Consider the following 16,281-nt stretch of genomic DNA (forward strand, 5'->3'; position numbering starts at 1 on the left):
TTAGTTCATTCCCGGAGTCCAACCCATGTATGCGGTCATAAAAACCGGCGGCAAGCAGTATCGCGTTTCCGCTGGCCAAAAACTCAAAGTAGAACAGATACCGGCAGACGTTGGCGCAGAAGTTACCCTTGACCAGATCCTCATGGTAGGCGAAGGCGAGTCGGTAAAGATCGGCGCCCCCTTCCTTGCTGGCGCCACCGTCAAGTGCACCGTGGTTTCCCACGGCCGCCACGACAAGGTCAAGATCTTCAAGATGCGCCGTCGCAAGCACTACCAGAAGCGTCAGGGCCATCGTCAGAACTACACCGAACTGCGCATCGACACGATCGCTGCCTGAGTTCAGAGAAGGAGCTAGCAAATGGCACACAAAAAGGCAGGCGGCAGTTCGCGTAACGGCCGCGACTCACAGGCACAACGACTCGGCGTCAAGCGCTACGGCGGTCAGTTCGTTCTCGCCGGCAACATCATCGTTCGCCAGCGCGGTACCGAATTCCACGCCGGTGAAAACGTCGGCATGGGCAAGGACCACACCCTGTTCGCGCTCAAGGATGGCACCATCCAGTTCGCCATCAAGGGCGAAAAGAAGCGCCGCACGGTCACCATCGTTCCGGCTGCCGAATAAACGTAACGTTTTCGCACACACCAGAACTTGCCAAAAACATATTGGCAAATTCTGGCTAATGCGGTTAAATACGCCATACTCATGAAACGGGGTTAATCTTGAGCTCCCTCAAAGATGCCTTGGATGCTTGGGTTCCTCACTCGGAATTTGAGTGCTTGGGATCCCGAATATCTGGCGCCAAGTCAGGTAGTCATTACGATGTCGCCACTCTCGGCGAAGCGCCGAACGACCTTCAGCACTCCATGCTAATGTCCTCGGTTCAACTGGATCTGAAGAAGCACATGATTCAGTCCGCTTGCAACAGATAGTCTGTTAGCAAACGACACATGAGGCCGCGTTCATTGCGCGGCCTTTTTATTTACCTTTTGCTATCCCACCATGGCCCACTCAAATCTCTACCAATTCGATTTTTTCCGAGCACGCCGCCATGCTGAAGCCACATCCCCTGACGACAACGTTAAGTATCTAGTCATCGGCGAGTATGACTATTTCAGCGTGCACCGCGCTGACTTCGACCAAACCTTACAACAGCATCGCCCCCCCCCCGACCTCTTGGAGCTAGTATTTCTTCTAGAAACAGGGCACACCTCTCCAGACATTGATCGCTGGCTGGATATGCAATCCAACGCCGGATTGTTATTTAGACTCGATCTAGGCGAAGACCGCTCACCCTGCAATCCAAAAACACTACAGCAAGACATTGCTGGCAAATTGTCCTCCGCTCTACCTAGCAACCTTCGGTGTCTTTTTTTTGGCAGCCTTAGTCTAAATGCACTTTATATACTTGCCGACCTTTCCCAGCAACCTCTTCAAGAAGCGCTAACAAGCCTCTTCAACGCTTGCCAAAGCCACCCAATAATATTTCGCACCACTACGGTACCTTTCGGCATTCCCAGTGAACAGTCGGTTGGGGAATTCACTGTTAGTGCGCAAATTCGTATTAATACCCCATTAAACAATCAAGGATCTCTGGATCAATACATCCGCAACGAGTGGAATAAATCGACATCATCACTAACGGGAGACGAGGATATTCTGGTTTGCCTTGATGAAATTGATTTCCATCAATTATTGTTCAAAATCAATCAAATTCAATGCCTCGGCGCCAGCACTCGCACCAGTTTGATCTTCGAATACAATTTCCAACCATCTCCCCAGAAGCCACGCCAAGGGGATCAAATAACCATCAGCACAAAAGATATCGACGAACCTCTGTATATACAAAAGCTTACTCAGTTACTTCGCCAACAAGAAAATGATTATCGTGATGTGTCACCAGCCTTTCTGTGCCGCCTGAATAAGACGATCCAAACTATCACAGAGGACGTGCGCAAGAGTCTCAGCTCTCTCGAGAAAAAGCGTGCAGCAAACTTGCTGGATGTGCTTCGCGACGCACTGATACAGCGCCGAGTAAAACGTACCGACATTTCCCTAGACACAGACCTTCGGCGCTCCGGACTATCGCTGGGCGCCTTCCTTCCATTACACGCCCTCGACAAAACTGCGCAGCATTTTTACCAAGACATTCATAACTCGCTACCGATCAGCCTAAAAGATCGTTTTCGACCTTGGAACGGGGTGGTTCTAGCTTCTGATCGCCATGGCTTTGCCGCTCTCCCGTATGGAATTATTCTCGTCCCCTATCAAGCCCTACTCGACCCGATATCACCTGAAGGCAACTGGAATACTCTTTCACATGAGATAGCGCACATTTTTACTGCCGGAATTCTTACCCGTGATCTTGAACCCAAGATAAAACAAACTGCAAGACAATATGCAGATTACCTAGGCATCACTGATGACGAGATCGAACGTCGGATCAATATTGATACCAACGAGATCACGACGCACTGGATAGATTTTCTGTACCCCTACGGGGCGAATTTTCCAGATTACGTCGAATCAATTTGGTCAACTTGGGCACCGCAACTACAGGTATTGGAACCTCGCCTAAGAAAAAACAGCTTGCTCGATTACCACCTGCGGACCTTTTGTATATACATCTGCAATCTAGAAGATGAAGAACTTCAATGTAACACACTGCCTCAGCTTGCGGGGCAAGCACACGATGAACTGCTCTCTAAAGTTCATCACCATTTTGATGGATACCTAAAAGCATTAATCTCTGCGGGAGTCCCCCAAGAATATATTGCGGTCATGGAGCCCCAATATCCTGACTACCCGGGTCGCTGGCAATTAAACCGCGCTACACTTCGCCTACTACCGACTTTAACCGCAATGCTTAGCATCCTACCCAAATCAAGCTCAACAAACGCCACAGGACGTTTTGGGGTTCATCAGCTACTCGCCAAGCAACGCAAAGAAACCCCATCCCTCAGCGAACGAATTAACGCATTGCACTCAGTTGTCGATTACTTCGAAGGACAGTAACGCCCTATGTCAACAGAAGCTTATCCCCAACACTTGGTTGTCCTAATCGCGTTGCCAATGAATTTACCTTGCGAAGACCGGAAACGGCTATCTCGCGATTTGCAGGTGAGCACTCTTGCTATCAAAGCATATTTTTCTCGACCAAATCACGCCCATTCATTATTAGTGCTGCGATATCAAATTGAACAAGCCAGCACCTTAATAGACTCCACCAGCAAGATCGAAACAGCAATCGCCGACAAAACAAGACATTTACATCAATTTGAACAAATCGTTTATGCTATCGGCCAGCCTAGAAAAACCCCTACCGAAGCTATTGAAATCGCTCAAGAAGCACTATACCGTGCATTGCGGGGTACTTCAGCCGCCGTTCCACTGCATGGAGTAAATCTCTCCGCGCCAAAAACTCCCTATGACGCGACAACGCTAAAAAATGCCATTACACCAACTTCACCTAGCTCATTTCCTCGTTTCCGACTATACGCCCAACGCAAATTTGAATTACAGCGAAACGAGCAGGGCCTTTTCGTAATTCCTTCAGAAACCCCGACAAGCAGTAGTGTTGAAATTCTATCCCGACTACATACAGGCCCAGGAGAAAACGAAACTGTCGCAATCACGACTTGGCTTGAAGCTGTAAAACATGACCGCAATTTGCAATTAGCTTTCGACAGGCAATTAATCACAAGCTTGACTAGGATTGCAGGACTATCAAAAAATAATATAACCAATTTCGCTGTCAATATTTATCCAGAGTATTGCAACCACGCTTGGAAGCAGGAGCTAAGCGCACAAATCCCACCTAGCATGCGCGACTTAATTCAAATTGAAATAGTTGAAGGCGGCAACCTTACGGAGAGCGGGGGCAAAGCAATTGCGGAAATGATCGCAGAGGGGTTCTGTTTTGCCATTGACGATTTTGGCACCGCCAATTCTAACTTTGACCGCTTACGCCATTTCCAAACAAAACATCCAGAACGCCGCAGCTTACTCAAAGTCAACCGCAGCTTCTTACCGTCGAACAATAACGTAGATGCTTCTCTAAACATGCTTCCACATTTTGTACTACTAGCTAGGTCTTGTAATTTCGATCTTTGTTTTGAAGGCACCGAGAACATTGACAAACACTTGCGTAGCATTCTTAGCGCACTTAATGGGGAAAATAGTAGTGACGCATTCCCGTATCGCGTATACATCCAAGGTTTCATGTACAACAATGAGCCCAAACCTCTCGACGCTATGCTATGAAATTCATCGACGAAGCGAAGATCTACGTTAAAGCTGGCGACGGCGGCAACGGCATCGCCACTTTCCGCCGCGAGAAGTACATTCCAATGGGCGGCCCCAACGGCGGTGATGGCGGCAAGGGCGGCAGCGTGTACGTGGTCGCCGACCGCAACATCAACACCCTGGTCGATTACCGCTACACCCGCAAGTTCCTCGGCCAACGCGGCGAGAACGGCGGCAGCGCCGACTGCTACGGCAAGGGCGGCGAGGACATCGTGCTGCGCATGCCGGTCGGCACGGTAATTTCCGACCTGAACACCGGCGAAGTGCTGGCCGACCTCGACGTGCACGACAAGAAGGTCATGCTCGCCAAGGGCGGCAAAGGCGGCCTCGGCAACACCCATTTCAAGTCCTCGACCAACCGCGCCCCGCGCCAATGCACCAAGGGCGAGCCGGGCGAGGAATTCGAGGTCAGCCTCGAATTGCGCGTGCTCGCCGACGTCGGCCTGCTCGGCCTGCCCAACGCCGGCAAGAGCACGCTGATCCGCGCCGTCTCGTCGGCCCGGCCGAAGGTTGCCGACTACCCGTTCACGACGCTGCATCCGAATCTCGGTGTGGTCCGCGTCGGTGCCGAGAAGAGCTTCGTCATGGCCGACGTGCCCGGACTGATCGAAGGCGCCGCCGACGGCGCCGGCCTCGGCATCCGCTTCCTCAAGCACCTGCAGCGCACGCGCATCCTGCTGCACCTGGTCAACATCGCACCGATCGATCCCGATGCCGACCCGGTCAAGGACGCCAAGGCCATCGTCGGCGAACTCCTCAAGCACGACCCGGCGCTGGCCGACAAGCCGCGCTGGCTGGTCCTCAACAAGCTCGACCTGATTCCCGAGGAAGACCGCGAAAAGGCGGTCAAGGATTTCCTCAAGGCCTACAAGAAGGCGACCAAGTACGACGGCCCGGTGTTCCCGATCACTGCCATCACCGGCGACGGCACCAAGCCGCTGATCTACGCGATCCAGGAAGCCCTCGAACAGATGGCCCGCCCGGAAATCGCCGACGACGACGAAGACACGCCCGCCGAGGAACAATGAGCCGCAGCCGCCTCGCTTCCGCCAAACGCCTGGTCGTCAAGGTCGGCTCGGCGCTCGTCACCAGCAACGGCAACGGCCTCGACCTCGCCGCCATCGACAGCTGGGCGCGGCAGATCGCCGCGCTGCGCGAACAGGGACGCGAGGTCATCCTCGTTTCCTCCGGCGCCGTCGCCTGCGGCGTCCAGCGCCTGGGCTGGGGCCGCCGGCCGAAGACCGTGCATGAAAAGCAGGCCGCCGCCGCCGTCGGCCAGGCCGGTCTGGTCGAAGTCTACGAAGCCGCGTTCAGCAAGTACGGGCTGCACACCGCGCAAATCCTGCTCACCCACGACGACCTCGCCGACCGCAAACGCTACCTGAACGCCCGCACCACGCTGCATACCCTGCTTGGCCTCGGCGTGATCCCGATCATCAACGAGAACGACACGGTGATCACCGACGAGATCAAGTTCGGCGACAACGACACGCTGGGCGCCCTGGTCGCCAACCTGCTCGAAGCCGACACCCTGATCATCCTCACCGATCAGCAGGGCCTATACACCGCCGACCCGCGCAAGGACCCGGCGGCGACGCTGATCCAAGAGGCCAGCGCCGGCGACCCGGCACTGGAAGCGATGGCCGGCGGCGCCGGCAGCCGCGTCGGCACCGGCGGCATGATCACCAAAGTCATCGCCGCCAAGCGAGCCGCCCGCAGCGGCGCCGACACCGTGATCGCCAGCGGCCACGAAACCGACCCGATCCTGCGCCTGACCGCCGGCGAAACGCTAGGCACCCTGCTCGTGGCGCAGACGCCGCCGCTGGCCGCGCGCAAGCAATGGCTGGCCGACCACCTGCAACTGGCCGGCCGTCTCATGCTCGACGCCGGCGCAGTCCAGGCGCTCAAATCAGGAAAGAGTCTGCTGCCAGTCGGCATCGTCGCCATCGACGGCGAATTCGAACGCGGTGCCGCCGTCGCCTGCATCGCCCCGGACGGCCACGAAGTCGCCCGCGGCCTAGCCAACTACGGCAGCGGCGAAGCCCGCCTGATCGCCCGCAAGGCCACCGCCGACATCGAAAGCATCCTCGGCTACCTCGACGAGCCGGAAATGATCCACCGCGACAATCTGATCATTTCCTGATCCAGACCAATCCCGAACGAGGGAAATTGCACGCCGCCTGCCCTGCGCTCGATGCCAGGAGCCCAAAGCACCCGTGAGGATCTCCCCGGATATGACGCACCCACCTTCACGCTTATACCTGTCGAATCTACACCACAGAGCGCCCCGTGCAAGTTTCGGGCCTTGACGATGTTCGGCCGCCTTACCTAGCTGTGTCGCCTCATATCCGCCTCCTGTTCGTCAGGCCAGCGCTTCGCCTTCGGCTTCCTCCAGATTCGCAGTTACCCACGATACCCTTACCGTTCAACTAACTCTTCCCCTTGCCGGACGAGCAGAGGACTTTCACCTCCAAGTAAGTGCGCCCCGCCGGGCACACCAAGAAAAACGGCCACTCCGAAGAGTGGCCGTTTCGATCGTCACTAAAAACCAGTTAGACTGGATTAGAACTGGTGACGGATACCGAGGTTCAGGCCGGACAGGTAGTCGGCGGTAGAATTGGTAAACGGGAACGGGGTAAAGTTGGCACCACGAACCGAGAACTGACCTTCAGCGTCGTTATTGGTGCTGATCTTAGCGTAGGCTGCGTACAGGTTGGTGCGCTTCGACAGAGAATGGGTGTAACCGATAGCCCACTTAGAAGCCTTGGCATCAATACCAGTCGCATCGGTCTTGTTGCGCGAGTAAGAAACCAGAACGTTACCAGCGGCGCCGACCGGCACAGTCGCGCCAACCATCCACTGCTTGGTCTTGGAATCGAACAGGTCGTTCTTCAACTGACCGTAAACACCGGAGAGCTTGACAACACCAAAGTCATAAGAACCACCCAGATCCCAGACTTTGTCCTTATAGTTGAGGTTCTCAACCTTGGCTTGATGGTAGTTCAAACCGACGAACAGCGGGCCGTTCGAGTAGTTCGGGTTAATCGCCCAAACCTTAGCGTCGTTATCGTCAACCGCGGTTTCGTCGCCGATGCCGTTGGCGGTGTAACCAGCGATGACGTTGAAGCCGCCACCGAAGGTCGGCGAAACGTAAGCCAGCAGATTGTCCAGACGGATGGTCGTCGGGGCAATAGCAACACCCATGCCGTAAACGCCCTTACCGTAGGTCACATCACCAACGGTACCCGCACCGAACGGATCAACCTTGGAAACCAGGCCGTATTGCGGGGTGTATTGACGACCAGCGGCGAGGGTACCATAGGCACTGGACAGAGCCAGGAAGGCTTGGCGGCTGGTGTTGCCGAACATGCCAGTACCCTTGTCGTTCTTCGCATCCGATTCGATGTCGTTCACCAGGGACTGCTCCAGAACGAAGGAAACCTTCAGGCCGTTGCCCAGGTCCTCGGTACCACGGAAGCCAATGCGCGAACCGGATTGCAAGCCACTATCGAGGCCAGAGCGGGATTCCAAGCCCAGCCTATCGGAACTGGAAGAGCGGGAAAAACCGACGTCAACAACACCGTAGATCTGAACGTTGGACTGCGCGAAAGCAGCGGTGGAAGCCAGGCCGGCGACGGCCAGAGCGATAATCTTCTTTTGCATCAGAAAATCTCCTTAGTGGTTAGTTTTTGGCCGCCCCCTTGCGGAACCGGCCAAGCTTTACCTCTCGGATCGAGAAGTTGAAGGGCATTGTGCAAGGGTGGCCTGCGAGGGGCAAGGCTTAATCCGGACAGTCCCTACACATTGTGAAACTCTGTTGCATCGATGCAACAGGACTCAGGCAAAAAGCCGACCCAGTTCTTCGCCCGGCTCGTCGGCACGCATGAAGGCCTCGCCGACGAGGAAGGCGTGAACCGCGTTTTGGCGCATCAGACGGACATCTTCGGGCTTCAGAATGCCGCTTTCGGTGACCACGATGCGCTCCTGCGGGATGCGCCAAAGCAGGCCGAGGGTGGTGTCAAGGCTGACCTCGAAGGTGCGCAGGTTGCGGTTGTTGATGCCGAGCAAGGGGGTCTGCAACTGCAGCGCGGCATCGAGCTCCTCGCCGTTGTGCACTTCGACCAGCACGGCCATGCCGTAGTCCATGGCCTGGCGCTCCAGTGCCTGCATTTGCGGCAGGCTCAGTGCCGCGGCGATGAGCAGGATGGCATCGGCGCCCATGGCGCGGGCTTCGGCGACCTGGTAGGCGTCGACGATGAAATCCTTGCGCAGCACCGGCAGGCTGCAGGCGGCGCGGGCGGCCTGCAGGTATTCGGGCGCCCCCTGGAAATACTGGCGGTCGGTCAGCACCGACAGGCAGGCGGCGCCGTGCTCGGCGTAGCTGCGGGCGATGTCGGCTGGCCGGAAATCGGCGCGGATGACGCCCTTCGACGGGCTGGCCTTCTTGATTTCGGCGATCACGGCGGCCTGGCCGCAGGCGAGCTTGGCGCGGATGGCACCAACAAAATCGCGCGGCGCGGCTTGTTGCGCGGCTTCGGCCTCAAGGGTGGCAAGGGATTTGACGGCCAGGGCGGCGGCGATTTCCTCGCGCTTGGTGGCGATGATCTTGTTCAGGATGTCGCTCATGCTGCCCCCAGGCGTTGCGTGGATTCGACGAACTGCGCCAACTTGGCCCGGGCAGCGCCGCTGGCGATGGCCTCGCGCGCCTTGGCGATGCCGTCGGCGATGCTGGCGGCAGCGTTGGCGACGTAGAGCGCGGCACCGGCGTTGAGGCAGACGATCTCGCGGGCGGCGCCCGGCTGGTTGTCGAGGGCGGCGAGCATCATCGCCTTCGACTCGTCGGCGCTGCCGACGCGCAGATTGCGCAACGACATCATCTGCAAGCCGAAGTCTTCCGGATGCACTTCGTACTCGCGGACTTCGCCGTCCTTCAACTCACCGATCAGCGTCGTCGCGCCGAGCGAGATTTCGTCGAGGTTGTCCTTGCCGTGCACCACCAGCACGCGCTCGGCGCCGAGGCGCTGCATGACGCGCACCTGGATGCCGACCAAATCGGGATGGAAGACGCCCATCAGGGTGTTCGGCGCGGCGGCCGGGTTGGTCAGCGGGCCGAGGATGTTGAAGATGGTGCGCACACCCATTTCGCGGCGCACCGGCGCGACGTGCTTCATCGCGCTGTGGTGGTTGGGCGCAAACATGAAACCGATGCCGCACTGTTCGATGCACTCGGCGACCTTTTCCGGCGACAGGTTGATGTTGGCACCGAGCGCTTCGAGCACGTCGGCGCTGCCCGAACTCGACGACACGCTGCGCCCGCCATGCTTGGCCACCTTGGCGCCGGCCGCGGCGGCGACGAAGATCGAGGTGGTGGAAATGTTGAAGCTGTGCGCGGCGTCGCCGCCGGTGCCGACGATATCGACGAAGTGACGGTCGTAGGGCACCTTGACCGGCGTCGCCAGCTCGCGCATGACGCTGGCGGCGGCGGCGATCTCGCCGATGGTTTCCTTCTTGACGCGCAGTCCGGTGACGATGGCGGCGATCATCACCGGCGAGACTTCGCCGCTCATGATCTGGCGCATCAGCGAGACCATTTCGTCGTGGAAGATTTCGCGATGCTCGATGACGCGCTGGAGGGCGGCTTGCGGGGTCATTGCTGGTGCTCCTCGAGGAAGTTGTTGAGCAGGTCGTGACCGCGTTCGGTCAGGATCGATTCCGGGTGGAACTGGACACCTTCGACGGCCAGCGTCTTGTGGCGCACGCCCATGATCTCGCCGTCCTCGGTCCATGCCGTGACGTCGAGACAATCGGGCAGGCTGGCGCGCTCGATGGCCAGCGAGTGGTAGCGGGTGCAGGTCAGCGGATTGGGCAGGTTGCGGAAGACGCCCTCGTTCTTGTGGTGCACCGGCGACACCTTGCCGTGCATCAGCGTCCTGGCGTGCACGATGCGCCCGCCGAAGGCTTCGCCAATCGACTGGTGGCCGAGGCAGACGCCGAGCAGCGGAATCTTGCCGGCAAATTCCTTGATCGCCGCCAGCGACACCCCGGCCTGCGCCGGCGCGCAGGGGCCGGGCGAGATGACCAGGTAATCGGGCTTGAGACGGGCGATCTCGGCCAGCGTGATGGCGTCGTTGCGGAAGACTTTCACGTCCTGCCCAAGCTCGCCGAAATACTGGACCAGGTTGTAGGTGAAGCTGTCGTAGTTGTCGATCATCAATAACATGGCTGCTCCCTCAATCCATCCGCGTGTTCAGGCCCTGCTCGGCCAGTTCGGCGGCGCGCAGCACGGCGCGCGCCTTGTTCCGGGTTTCTTCCCATTCGGAATGCGGATCGGAGTCGGCGACGATGCCGGCGCCGGCCTGGACGTGCAGCTTGCCGTCCTTGACCACGGCGGTGCGGATGGCGATGGCCAGGTCCATGTCGCCGTTGAAGCCGAGGTAGCCGACCGAACCGGCGTAGATGCCGCGCTTGACCGGCTCCAGTTCGTCGATGATCTCCATCGCCCGCACCTTCGGCGCGCCGGAGACGGTGCCGGCTGGGAAAGTGGCCTTCAGTACGTCGACCGCATCCAAGCCCTTCTCCAGCCGGCCTTCGACGTTGGAGACGATGTGCATTACGTGCGAGTAGCGTTCGATGACCATGCGCTCGGTCAGCTTGACGCTGCCGATCTTGGCGACGCGACCGCAGTCGTTGCGGCCGAGGTCGAGCAACTGGGTGTGCTCGGCCAGTTCCTTGGCGTCCGACAGCAGGTCTTCGGCCAGCGCCGCATCCTCTTCCGGCGAGGCGCCACGCTTGCGGGTACCGGCGATCGGACGCACGGTGACGCGGTCGCCTTCCAGGCGGACCAGAATTTCCGGCGACGCGCCAACGACGTGGTAGTCCTCGAAGTCGAAGTAGAACATGTAGGGCGACGGGTTGAGGCTGCGCAGCGTCCGGTACAGCGCCAGCGGGCTGGCGTGGAAGGGCTTGGTCATGCGCTGCGACAGCACCACCTGCATGATGTCGCCTTCGGTGATGTAGTCCTTGGCCTTCTTCACCGCCTGCTTGAACGCCGCCTCGCCGAACACCGACACCGCCGGTTCCGAGTGCGCCGGCTTTTCGGCGGGAATGGTCACCGGCTGGCGCAGCCTGGCCAGCAGCTCCTTGAGCCGGGCGCGCGCCTTCTGGTAGGCACCAGGGAAACCGGGTTCGGCATAGACAATCAGCGTCAGCTTGCCGGACAGGTTGTCGACGACGGCAATTTCCTCGGACAGCAGCAACTGGATGTCGGGCGTGCCGATTTCATCCGGGCGCTGGGTTTTGGTCAGCTTGGTCTCGATGTAACGGATCGTGTCGTAGCCGAAGCAGCCGACCAGTCCGCCGAGGAAGCGCGGCAGGCCGGTCGCCTCGGGCGCCCGGAAGCGCTTCATGTAGCTGTCGATGAAATCGAGCGGGTTGGCGTCGTGCTCACGTTCGGCAATGCGGTTGCCGGTGAGCACCAGCACCTCGTGGCCGGTGACGACGATGCGTGTCGGCGACGCCAGGCCGATGATGGAATAGCGGCCGAAGCGTTCGCCGCCCTGCACCGATTCGAGCAGATAGGTGAACGGCCCGTTGGCGAGCTTCAGGTAGATCGACAGCGGCGTGTCGAGATCGGCAAACGTTTCCAGCGTGACGGGAATACGGTTATAGCCTTGCGCGGCGAGCGCATTGAATTCGGTTTCGGTCATGGGATACCTCGGGTACGACAATGATGACAGGGTGCTGCAACTGGGTGCGCCGACAGACTCGGCGCCAGACGGGCGAGAGATTATGGACGCCAGGGGCGCCAACGAAGCTCGATGATCCAGTTGCGGGAAGCAGTCATTTGTCGTGAGGTGTAGAGAAGGCCCGGCCGGAGGCAGCGGGTGGAACACAGTCTAGCGCATGCGCTTTGCCGCTGTCCACCCGGCGGCGCGTCAAACCTTGGCCAATTCGCCGCGCAGGGCAGCGATGATCGAGTCGTAGCGGTGCGCGTCGCTGTCCTTGCCGGCGCCGTAGACCGCCGAACCGGCGACGAAGGCATCGACGCCGGCGCGGGCGATTTCGGCGATGTTGCCGGTGTTGACCCCGCCGTCGATCTCGAGGCGGATACGCCGGCCGCTGTCGCGTTCGTAGGCATCGAGTTTGGCTCGCGCCTGGCGCGCCTTGGCCAGCGTGCCGGGGATGAACTTCTGGCCACCGAAGCCGGGGTTGACGCTCATCAGCAGGACGACGTCGAGCTTGTCCATGACGTAGTCCATGTAATCCAGCGGCGTCGCCGGGTTGAAGACCAGGCCGGCCTGGCAACCGGCGTCGCGGATCAGCGACAGGGTGCGGTCGATGTGCTCTGAGGCTTCCGGGTGGAAGGTGATGATGTTGGCGCCGGCCTTGGCGAAATCGGGAACGATGCGATCGACCGGCTTGACCATCAGGTGCACGTCGATCGGCGCGTCGGTACAGGGGCGGATCGCCTCGCAGACGAGAGGTCCGATGGTCAGATTGGGAACATAATGGTTGTCCATCACGTCGAAGTGAATCCAGTCGGCGCCGGCGGCGATGACGTTGGCCACTTCCTCGCCCAACTTGGCGAAATTGGCGGACAGAATGCTCGGTGCGATGACGAAATCCCTGGCTGACATGATGCTTCCCTGAAAACAAGAGACCAAATTATCCCATGAGCGCCCCCGACAAGTACCGCATCGAAATCACCCCCACCCCGCAGTTCATTCCCGAGCAGTCCGACCCCGACGACAACCGCTACGTCTTCGCCTACACGATCGCCATCCGCAACGTCGGTAGCGTGCCGGCGCAGCTGGTGTCGCGGCACTGGATCATCACCGACGCCAACAACCAGATTCAGGAAGTACGCGGCCTCGGCGTCGTCGGCAAGCAGCCGCTGCTGCAACCGGGGGAAAGCTTCGAATACACCAGCGGCTCATCGCTGACGACACCGATCGGCACGATGAAGGGCTGCTATCAGATGGTGGCCGAGGACGGCACGCATTTCGACGCCGAGATTCCCGAGTTCGTCCTGGCAATTCCCCGCGCGCTGCACTGAATGGGGCTGCAGCACAGCTACCGCCTGATCGCGCCGTTCTACGACCTGGCGGTCGATCGGGCGACCCGCGCCTTGCGCCAGCAAAGCCTTGCAGGACTTGCCGCGACGCCCGGCAGCACGATTCTGCTGGCCGGCGTCGGCACTGGTCTCGACCTGCCCTACCTGCCGGGGCAGTACCGCTACGTGGGAATCGACCTGACCGGCGCCATGCTCCAACGCTGCCTGCCGCGCGCCCGGCATCTGGATTTTGCCGCCATCCAGGGCGACATGCATCGCCTGCCGTTTGCCGACGCCAGTTTCGACGCCGTCGTCGCCCACCTGATCCTGGCCGTGGTGCCGCAGCCGGCGCTGTGTCTGGCTGAGATTTCGCGGGTGCTGAAACCGGGCGGCGAGGCGCTGATCCTCGACAAGTTCCTGCGCCGCAACCAGAAGGCGCCGTTGCGGCGCCTGCTCAATCCGCTAGCGCGGCGTATCGCCACCCGGCTCGACGTGGTTTTCGAGGATTTGCTCGACGCCACCCCCGGCCTCGCCCTGCGCGACGACAGCCCGGCCCTCGCCGGCGGCTGGTTCCGCCGCATTCGCCTGGTCCGGCGCTGAGTCGTCGCCGAGGGCATCGGCGATCCACGCCTGCAGCAGCGTCCAGGTGATGGCCAGGACCACCGGTCCGACGAAGATGCCGATCAGGCCGAAGCCGAGCATGCCGCCGATGACGCCGGCGAAGATCAGCAGCAAGGGAAGATCGGCGCCGCGCCGGATCAGCATCGGGCGCAGGAAGTTGTCGAGGCTGCCGACGATCACGCTCCACACCACCAAAAACACCGCCCAGCCGGTATCGCCCATCCAGAACAGCCAGCCGGCGGCCGGCAGCAGGACCAGCACCGGACCGACCTGGGCGATGCACAGCATCAGCATCAACGCCGACAGCAAGGCGGCAAACGGCACCCCGGCCAGCGCCAGGCCTAGGCCGCCGAGCACGGTCTGGACCAGCGCGGTGACGCCAACGCCCAAAGCCACCCCGCGGATCGCCTGAGCGGCCAGAATCACCGAGTTCTCGCCGCGCACGCCAGCCAGGCGGCGGCCGAAGCGGCGCACCAGGCGCGCCCCCGGTTCGCCGCCGGAATACATGATGGCGGCGATGGTGACGATCAGCAGGAACTGCACCAGCATGCCGCCGAGCCCGCCGACCTGAGCGAGTACCCACTTGCCGGTACCGGCGGCATAGGGCGTGACCTGGGCGATGATGCCATCGGTGCCACCAGCCGCCAGTTGCGCCCACAGCCCGGCCAGCGTGGCACCGACCAGCGGCAGTTCGCCGATCCAGCGCGGCAGCGGCGGCAGGCCGTTGGCGATCAGGTGATCGGCGAGCCCGGTCAGGGTGCCGGCGTTGCCGGCGATGGTATCGACCGCCAGCCACAAGGGGAGCACCAGCAGCAGCAGCATGGCCAACGTCATCAGCGCGATTGCCGGCGCCCGGCGGTCGCCCAGCCGCGCTTCGAGCGCCAAAAAAGCCGGCCAGGTGGCGACGACGATCATCGCCGCCCACACGCCGGCGGCCAGGAAAGGCCGCAGCACCCACAGCGACAGGCCACCGAGGCCGACGACAAAGAAGATCGCCAGCGTGTTGCGGGTCAGGTCGCGGTGGATGTCGCGCATCGCTTACGAGCGGTAGTCGGCGTTGATCTTGACGTAGTCGTACGAGAAGTCGCAGGTGTAGACCTTGGCTGCCGCGTCGCCGCGACCAAGGGCGACACGCACGGTGATCTCGGCCTGCGCCATCACCCGGGCACCGTCGGCTTCCTGGTAGGCGGCGGCGCGGCCACCGTTCTCGGCGACCAGCACGTCGTCCAGCCAGACCTTGACGGCATCGACGTCGAGGTCGGCGATGCCGGCGTAACCGACGGCGGCGAGGATGCGGCCGAGGTTGGGGTCGGAGGCGAAGAAGGCGGTCTTGACCAGCGGCGAATGGCCGATCGCGTAGCCGACCTGGCGGCATTCCTCGATCGTTTTGCCGCCCTCGACGGCAACCGTGATGAACTTGGTGGCGCCTTCGCCATCGCGGACGATGGCCTGCGCCAGCTCGACCGACACGGCAACGATCGCCGCCTTGACCTCGGCCCAGCTGGCGTCGCTTGCCGATGCGAAGCTGGCGCCCGACTGGCCGGTGGCGATCATCACATAAGAATCGTTGGTCGAGGTGTCGCCATCGACGGTGATGCAGTTGAACGAAGCGTCGGCCGCCTCCTTGACCAGCTGGTCGAGCAGCGGCTGGGCGATGCCGGCGTCGGTGGCGAGGAAGCCGAGCATGGTCGCCATGTTCGGCCGGATCATGCCGGCGCCTTTGGAAATGCCGGATATCGTGACTTTTTTGCCGTTGACCGTGAGCGTCCGCGAGGCCGCCTTGGCCACCGTGTCGGTAGTCATGATCCCGTGCGCGGCGGCGTGCCAGTTGTCCGCCTTGAGGTCGGCGAAGACCGCCGGCAGGCCGGCCTTGATCCGTTCGACCGGCAGCGGTTCGAGGATGACGCCGGTGGAGAACGGCAGCACCTGTTCCGCCGCCACACCGAGCAGTTCGCCAACCGCCTCGCAGGTCTGGCGGGCGGTCTGGCGGCCGGGCTCGCCGGTACCGGCGTTGGCGATGCCGGTGTTGATCACCAGGGCGCGGATTTCCTGGCCGCTGGCGAGATGCTGGCGGCACAACTGGACCGGTGCCGCGCAGAAGCGGTTCTGCGTGAACACGCCGGCCACCGTGCAACCGGCATCGAGCGCGACCAGCGTCAGGTCGCGGCGGTTCTTCTTGCGGATTTCGGCTTCGGCGACGCCGAGGCGGACGCCGGCCACGGCGAACAGTTGGTCGGCGGTCGGGGTGGCGTAATTGACGGGCATGGCAAGGGCTCCAACAGCATCAAGGCACCGCGAAGGGTGC

15 protein-coding genes and 1 pseudogene are annotated in these 16,281 nt (G+C 60.7%); 8 read left to right on the forward strand and 8 right to left on the reverse strand.

All coding sequences use genetic code 11. From position 1 onward, the window contains the following. Positions 1-25 precede the first annotated feature (25 nt). From rplU to proB, 6 genes are all read left to right on the forward strand, one after another. A complete protein-coding gene (gene rplU, locus AC0KWY_RS10865; protein WP_011289195.1) occupies positions 26-337 on the forward strand; it encodes a 50S ribosomal protein L21 in 312 nt (103 codons plus the stop codon). 21 nt (positions 338-358) lie between these two features. Beyond that, complete coding sequence (gene rpmA, locus AC0KWY_RS10870) at positions 359-622, forward strand: 50S ribosomal protein L27 (protein ID WP_076092045.1); 264 nt, start codon at positions 359-361, stop codon at positions 620-622. A gap of 378 nt (positions 623-1,000) precedes the next feature. Next, positions 1,001-3,013: a hypothetical protein gene (locus AC0KWY_RS10875; RefSeq protein ID WP_474029668.1), complete on the forward strand. Its 2,013-nt coding sequence runs from the start codon at positions 1,001-1,003 to the stop codon at positions 3,011-3,013. Positions 3,014-3,019: 6 nt separating this feature from the next. Next, positions 3,020-4,261 (forward strand): EAL domain-containing protein, encoded by a 1,242-nt coding sequence (locus AC0KWY_RS10880; RefSeq protein ID WP_474029669.1) that lies wholly within the window; start codon positions 3,020-3,022, stop codon positions 4,259-4,261. Beyond that, positions 4,258-5,331, forward strand: coding sequence for an Obg family GTPase CgtA (cgtA, locus tag AC0KWY_RS10885; protein WP_474029670.1), 1,074 nt, complete (start codon positions 4,258-4,260; stop codon positions 5,329-5,331). The genes AC0KWY_RS10880 and cgtA overlap by 4 nt, the downstream gene beginning before the upstream one ends. Continuing rightward, complete coding sequence (gene proB / locus AC0KWY_RS10890) at positions 5,328-6,446, forward strand: glutamate 5-kinase (RefSeq protein ID WP_474029671.1); 1,119 nt, start codon at positions 5,328-5,330, stop codon at positions 6,444-6,446. Before cgtA ends, proB begins: the two co-directional genes overlap by 4 nt. A gap of 419 nt (positions 6,447-6,865) precedes the next feature. Here proB and AC0KWY_RS10895 read toward each other — a convergent pair whose 3' ends face one another. From AC0KWY_RS10895 to rpe, 6 genes are all read right to left on the reverse strand, one after another. Further along, positions 6,866-7,966 (reverse strand): porin, encoded by a 1,101-nt coding sequence (locus tag AC0KWY_RS10895; protein WP_474029672.1) that lies wholly within the window; start codon positions 7,964-7,966, stop codon positions 6,866-6,868. A gap of 174 nt (positions 7,967-8,140) precedes the next feature. After that, positions 8,141-8,929, reverse strand: a complete 789-nt coding sequence (trpC, locus tag AC0KWY_RS10900; RefSeq protein WP_474029673.1) for an indole-3-glycerol phosphate synthase TrpC — start codon at positions 8,927-8,929, stop codon at positions 8,141-8,143. Continuing rightward, the gene (gene trpD, locus AC0KWY_RS10905) at positions 8,926-9,954 is read right to left on the reverse strand and encodes an anthranilate phosphoribosyltransferase (protein ID WP_474029674.1); all 1,029 of its coding nucleotides are present in this window, start codon (positions 9,952-9,954) and stop codon (positions 8,926-8,928) included. The genes trpC and trpD overlap by 4 nt, the downstream gene beginning before the upstream one ends. Beyond that, positions 9,951-10,523 carry an aminodeoxychorismate/anthranilate synthase component II gene (locus tag AC0KWY_RS10910; protein ID WP_474029675.1) on the reverse strand — a complete coding sequence of 191 codons (573 nt, stop codon included), beginning with the start codon at positions 10,521-10,523 and terminating at the stop codon, positions 9,951-9,953. Before AC0KWY_RS10910 ends, trpD begins: the two co-directional genes overlap by 4 nt. Before the next feature lie 10 nt (positions 10,524-10,533). Then, positions 10,534-12,009, reverse strand: a complete 1,476-nt coding sequence (trpE, locus tag AC0KWY_RS10915) for an anthranilate synthase component I (protein ID WP_474029676.1) — start codon at positions 12,007-12,009, stop codon at positions 10,534-10,536. 228 nt (positions 12,010-12,237) lie between these two features. After that, complete coding sequence (gene rpe / locus AC0KWY_RS10920) at positions 12,238-12,939, reverse strand: ribulose-phosphate 3-epimerase (RefSeq protein WP_474029677.1); 702 nt, start codon at positions 12,937-12,939, stop codon at positions 12,238-12,240. A 35-nt stretch (positions 12,940-12,974) separates the two neighbouring features. On the opposite strand from rpe, the gene apaG reads away from it, so the two are divergent. Together apaG and AC0KWY_RS10930 are read left to right on the forward strand one after the other, a co-directional pair. Beyond that, entirely contained in the window at positions 12,975-13,358 is a 384-nt protein-coding gene (gene apaG / locus AC0KWY_RS10925) for a Co2+/Mg2+ efflux protein ApaG (RefSeq protein WP_474029678.1), read from the forward strand. Further along, positions 13,359-13,955, forward strand: coding sequence for a class I SAM-dependent methyltransferase (locus tag AC0KWY_RS10930; protein WP_474029679.1), 597 nt, complete (start codon positions 13,359-13,361; stop codon positions 13,953-13,955). A gap of 60 nt (positions 13,956-14,015) precedes the next feature. On the opposite strand, the pseudogene ydiK reads toward AC0KWY_RS10930, so the two are convergent. Both ydiK and argJ read right to left on the reverse strand, forming a co-directional pair. Continuing rightward, positions 14,016-15,011: pseudogene (gene ydiK, locus AC0KWY_RS10935) on the reverse strand (AI-2E family transporter YdiK); the annotation flags it as partial. Positions 15,012-15,014: 3 nt separating this feature from the next. After that, the gene (argJ, locus tag AC0KWY_RS10940) at positions 15,015-16,241 is read right to left on the reverse strand and encodes a bifunctional glutamate N-acetyltransferase/amino-acid acetyltransferase ArgJ (RefSeq protein WP_474029680.1); all 1,227 of its coding nucleotides are present in this window, start codon (positions 16,239-16,241) and stop codon (positions 15,015-15,017) included. Positions 16,242-16,281: the final 40 nt, after the last annotated feature.

This window comes from Azonexus sp. MM2026_4 (assembly GCF_055901855.1).